5 protein-coding genes are annotated in these 5,329 nt (G+C 39.0%); all 5 read right to left on the reverse strand.

Features of this window, described 5'->3' with window-relative positions:
* Positions 1-756 (reverse strand): WxL domain-containing protein (locus RV15_RS18130; protein WP_071879393.1); only part of this gene is annotated, 756 nt, incomplete at its 3' end.
* Positions 757-787: 31 nt separating this feature from the next.
* Entirely contained in the window at positions 788-1,597 is an 810-nt protein-coding gene (locus tag RV15_RS18135; protein ID WP_071879394.1) for a WxL domain-containing protein, read from the reverse strand.
* The gene (locus RV15_RS18140) at positions 1,594-1,953 is read right to left on the reverse strand and encodes an EF2685/EF0750 family sortase-dependent surface protein (protein WP_071879395.1); all 360 of its coding nucleotides are present in this window, start codon (positions 1,951-1,953) and stop codon (positions 1,594-1,596) included. The genes RV15_RS18135 and RV15_RS18140 overlap by 4 nt, the downstream gene beginning before the upstream one ends.
* A 12-nt stretch (positions 1,954-1,965) precedes the next feature.
* Entirely contained in the window at positions 1,966-4,440 is a 2,475-nt protein-coding gene (locus RV15_RS18145) for a WxL domain-containing protein (protein ID WP_071879396.1), read from the reverse strand.
* Between the two features lie 105 nt (positions 4,441-4,545).
* Positions 4,546-5,226 (reverse strand): winged helix-turn-helix domain-containing protein, encoded by a 681-nt coding sequence (locus tag RV15_RS18150; RefSeq protein WP_071879397.1) that lies wholly within the window; start codon positions 5,224-5,226, stop codon positions 4,546-4,548.
* Positions 5,227-5,329 lie beyond the last annotated feature (103 nt).

Below are 5,329 nucleotides of genomic sequence, written 5' to 3' on the forward strand. Positions count from 1 at the left end.
GATACTCATGTTTGAAGCTGTTGCTGAAGGTACAGTCAATTTCACAGACTCGCCATCTGTTCCTGGTGCTCCAACTGGAGCATCTGCGCCTGGTGTATAATCTTTACTTTGACCAAACTCCATGACATATGTTCCTTTACCTTCTTTTGCTGTTTTATCAGCAGTTACAACTGGTTGAGCGCCGCCACCAAATGCTAATTTAAAACCTGTTGCTGTATTTGATGGTACAAGGTTTTTATTTTCGCTATCTGCTACAGCCATTCCATTTGAATAGTCGATCGTAGATGAATCTAAAACGGTACTTCCGTTCGCTGCAGTACCAGTAAATTGTTGTGTTAATTCAGCGGTTACGGTATAACCATAGACACCATTTGCACGAATATCAGTCCAACCAACGATTGCGCCACGAGTACCTACTCCGGCCGGTGTTGCTTCAGTTAAGTCGATTGGTGCAGCAAAGGCTTCAACATCTTTACTTGATGTTTTGATTGTACCAAAGTTTAAGTTAGAAACTTGGTCGATCATTAACGCGCCGCCATCTTTGTTATCTTCGATGTCTGGGTGAGTTGGTAATTTTTCATCTGGTTTTTCTGGGTCAGGAGTTTTGCCGGCACCTGGATCGCCACCTTCAATTACTTCTACTGTTCCTGTTGAAGGCAACTCTTTTGGTGCTGCAAAGGCTTGGCTACCTCCTGCTAATGATGTTCCTAAAATAACTGCTACTAATGATACTGTACATAAACTTCTTACTTTCATTTGTTTACTCCCTCTCTTTTTTTACTATTTATTAAGGCAACTCGGCTAATATCCAAGTTATCTCCGTTTGATATTGTACTGGGTAGATTTTTGTCGACTCCGGTACAGTTAAAGTGATGGCAGAATTCGTATAAGCAGGTTTTTGATACTCCTCATCCATAATTGCTTTGCCATTTTTATCCACAAGTGGTTTCAGTGTCACTGGTTGATCATCGCTATTCATATCAGAAGCGCCAAACGCGATTGTCCATACACCGCGGCCTGTATTAGGTGCCGCTGTTGCCACTTCATAAGCAGTATCGATGGCATTTAAGCCAATTGTTTCTCGTGTCACTGCCGGTGGAGTGCTCGTACCGCTAGAATTGGCCCAGCCTTTATCTAAAGATAGATAAGCGCCAACTAACGACTGTTCTTCTTTATTTTGAATCACAGGATTGTTAAACTGCGTACGCTGCTTGACTTGTAATGTCCAGCCGGTCGCTAAGCCCCTTTGATCAGTGATTTGGATATAACTGCCTCTAGCGGTCGTTTCATCATAAAATTGTTGCGCTAACGCTTCGTATTTCCGTTCTTTTTGTTGAATCAGCGCTTTGTTAAAATTCAGTTCTGATACGTAATCGATTCTAAGCGGACCCGTTGTATGTGGGCTTTCACCAGGATCTATCTGGTTTCCCGGATTTTCTGGATCTACTATGTCGGAACGATCATTACCGATGACCTCTACACTACCTGAACCAGTCAATGTCTCTTCTGATTCTGCATGATAATGCTGAGCAAATCCTCCTACGCTTACTACAATGGCTACTGCACCTATCCAAAAAGACTTGGTTACTCGTCTCATTTCTGTTCCCCCTTTTTACTGTTGCGTAAAAACAACAGACATATAAGAAGAAGCAGAAGTACGCCGCCTAGCCAACCGTACTGTTGGATAAGCTCACCCGTTTTCGGGAAGCGTCCGATTGGTTTTTCAACAGCTTGAGTATCAGATGATGAAGGCAGACTGATTTCAGATGTACTTGGTTCTGTAGAAGAACTCGCTTGTGTCTCTTGTGTTTCATCATAAAATATAATCTTGCCACCTCTGGTAACTTGTCCATCTCCGCCCCCTTGTGAAGCTTGAACAGGTGAGACTGTGCCAAATAAGCTAACGAGGACAGTTAGGAAGAGGGTCAAAATCAAACGTTGTCTATTTTTCATAAGTTCCCCCTTCTATGGCTGCCCAGCCATAATCTTCCAAGTAATCGTTCCAATATAATCTCCGGTATACACTGTATCAGAAGAATTCATTTGAAGTTTTATACCGTCTGTTCCTTGCGCTGTCCCCCATGAATCACTCACCGCAAATTTACCGTCTTTCCCTTCGTTATTAGCATAGATGACTTGTGCATTCGCATCGAGAATCGTTTCTTGGCCTTGTTCTACATAGCGTAGCGCATTGACTAGCTCTTGCCCTTTATTATTTGTCATTGGACTAGTTAGCGTTGCGGTCAAGTGCCAGCCTTGAGCTGGATTTGCTCGTGTATCTGATACGACCAGCTTTTCTTTGAAAATAGGATTTTCTACACGTTTTGTTTTAGCATCATAGGTTAGCTTACCGAAGTTCAAGGTTGCGGGAACCGAATCTAAGGCTAAGTTTCCTTGAAATTTATAGATAACAGTTCCCGCTGTATATGGCGTTGCATTTTCAGCATCCGCATTATCCCAAGGTAATTTTGTATAACCTTTCGCTACTAAATCGGAAACAACCGTTTGAACCGATTTATCAATTGTCAGGTCAACTTTATCCGTCGTATTCCCCTCTAATGTAATCGGCACATGCAGTTCATTGGTTAGTTCTCCGATAAATTTGACGGTTAAGGTCGCACTAATATCAGTGATAGTGATAGTTACTTCTTTTTCCACGCTAACTTCTTTGGCTGTCGTTAAAATCAACGTTACCTTTTGTGGTCCAAGAACAGATGAATCAGGTAGCTTTCCATTTTTATAGGTCACAGTGACTGGCTCATCGATGGCATTCTCTGTATCTACACGAAGATTATCCAAATAAGCTGTTTGTATGTCTATTTTTGAAAAATCGGTATCTCTAGGGAAGGTGAGCTCTTTTTTTGGATCGCCGTCTGGAATTCCTTCATACAGAACTTTCACCATTGACTCATCCGTAATTTCTGAAGTGATATCTTTATTGTGAACGACCAAACCTGTCACACTATCATTGACTTCATAGTGAACTTTGGCAGATAAACCTTGTTCAAACAACATATAGCCATCATCTTTACCACCAGTTTGGTAATTATAGGCAACTTTATCAAAGTTAAATGTGCTGTTTGGTTTTGCTGAAACCTTGATATCGAATACCTTCCCATTGAATTCATTTGTAGTTGGATCTTTAGCTGTTAGCAGTAATCTACTGGCATTAGCTGGATCGACCGCAATTGTAAATAGATTCGTTAAGTCATCTGCATTTCCGTATGAACTAACTTTAACTTTTGTTACATCGATATCATAATAATCTGGAACAGTTGTTTCGAGCACAAATTTATTATTACGATTGATAAGCCGATTATCCGCCACATCTTGAATGATGGTGTAGTTCATGTTTAGGTAGTTAGGGTCTTTGTGTGTTTGGCTATTCGTACTACCAATGACTACTGGGTTTGCAGGAGCGATTCGGGCTAGTGATTCAGTTTCATACATTACTAGCATCGCTGTCGTTTTTCTAGCAGCTGAAAATGCTGTAGTATACTTAGTTTCTTGAAACATCTTATCTAACCTAGTATAGCTTTTATCCACGATATCTTGACTTCCAAAAATCAGAATATCTTCAACAGGTGGACTGCCTAACTGATAACCCAAATTTACCGTAGCATCTGTCGCGACAAAAATATTACTGAAGTCGCCATCAAAGTCTGTTTTGACTTGTTTTGCTTGATTGATATTGTTGTAATTCCAAATTCCTTTGACAGCTAATGGCAACTTTGTTTTAGAATCATAAAATTCATAATGATAGGAAATCGTATCTCCTTGAGTATAAGACTCTGAAAGATTACTTGACTGTTCATGATTCATATTAGCAGAACCACTTCTTCCACCCATCATTAAGAAAGCTTTTTCCCAAAGGATTGGTGAATCGCTCGCAGTTAAATAACCATTATACAAATTTCGTTCAGTAACATCTAAAGCAAAAAAGTTTGCATCTGGATAGCCGCCACCTGGATAATCAGGGAGATATTTAAAAGTCAATTTATCAATAACCATCTTTATATCTACTTCTCGACCTTTATAAATAGCAGCTCTTCGAATCCAAACAGCGCGCTCAGGGTACAAGGCTTCATCTTTAGGGTTAAAGCTGATGACTTGACTCTTCCCTCTGAAATTATGTGGATCCTTAGCACCTGGAAGTGTATTTTTGCTTATGATATCTTCAACTTTCGATGCACCAATTGGCTCATATGTGATTTTATCTGATATCCGAAACTTCAATGCATAGTCTCCTGAAATTTCGACTTTTGAAGTCGCATTAATATCAACTGCATTCACTCCAGGGGTCGTGATAAAATCAGAATACCCAACGGGAGGGGCTGCCATTAATTTATCGTTCATATTCTGAGTGAAATAAGCTACACCAATAACAACTCCGGTAATCACTGTCAGTATTCCCAGTTGAACCTTTCTTTTTTTCCTCATTTTTTTCCTCCTTTCCATAGCAATTATTTAAAAAATTTACATCCCTCCTTTCAACGAAACAACTACAGGGGAAGATCAAGGAATTGGATGTTTTTTTAATTTTTGTTACTCAATAAATTCTTCTGGAAGTGTTAAAATATACCCTTTTGATCGAACTGTTTTGATCATATCTGCGTATTTTACATCGATCATTTCTATTTTTTGACGAATGTGAAAAATTAAATTGGCTACTCGATATTTTGGCGCTGATTCTTTTTGTTTCCATAAGTAATTGGCGATTTCCTCATAGGTTCGCACCGAATTTTCAGAGGCATACAAGTAATCCAGCAACATATACTCTAACTTTGTTAGCATCATCTTTTTACCAGCAATTAAAGCGGTGAAGCTTGATGGATCCATCCGAAAAATATGATTTTTGTCTGCTGCAGTATCCTCTTTGCTCATGGAAAGCATTCCGTTCTTTATCGTCCAAGCAATTTCCTCAAATGAATCTGTTTCCAAAAGAAAGCCTGTCACACCTAATTTTAAATAGATAATTTTTTCATCACCTAGTGGCTCGCTAGTTAAAATCCAAATCGGTTTTAACGTATTTTCTCTCACTTTGATCAACCACTGAAATAATTTCTCTATTTGAATATATTCATTTTTAGGAAGAATGATACCTTGGAGAGCAGCTAGGTCAGTATTTTCTAAATCATGAACTGTAATATCAAAATCAGTAAGAAATCGTTCCTGCTCTTTTTCTCGTATCACTTGCATATCCGAAAGTATCCCAATCGCGTACATATCTTTTCACATCCTTTTGCTTTTGCTGTATACTATCAAAGATAATTCGAATGACGTATATTATATTTTTTCACACATTATTTTATCTTATTATCTGTTATAA

This window comes from Enterococcus silesiacus (assembly GCF_001886225.1).
Taxonomy (GTDB): Bacteria; Bacillota; Bacilli; order Lactobacillales; family Enterococcaceae; genus Enterococcus_L; species Enterococcus_L silesiacus.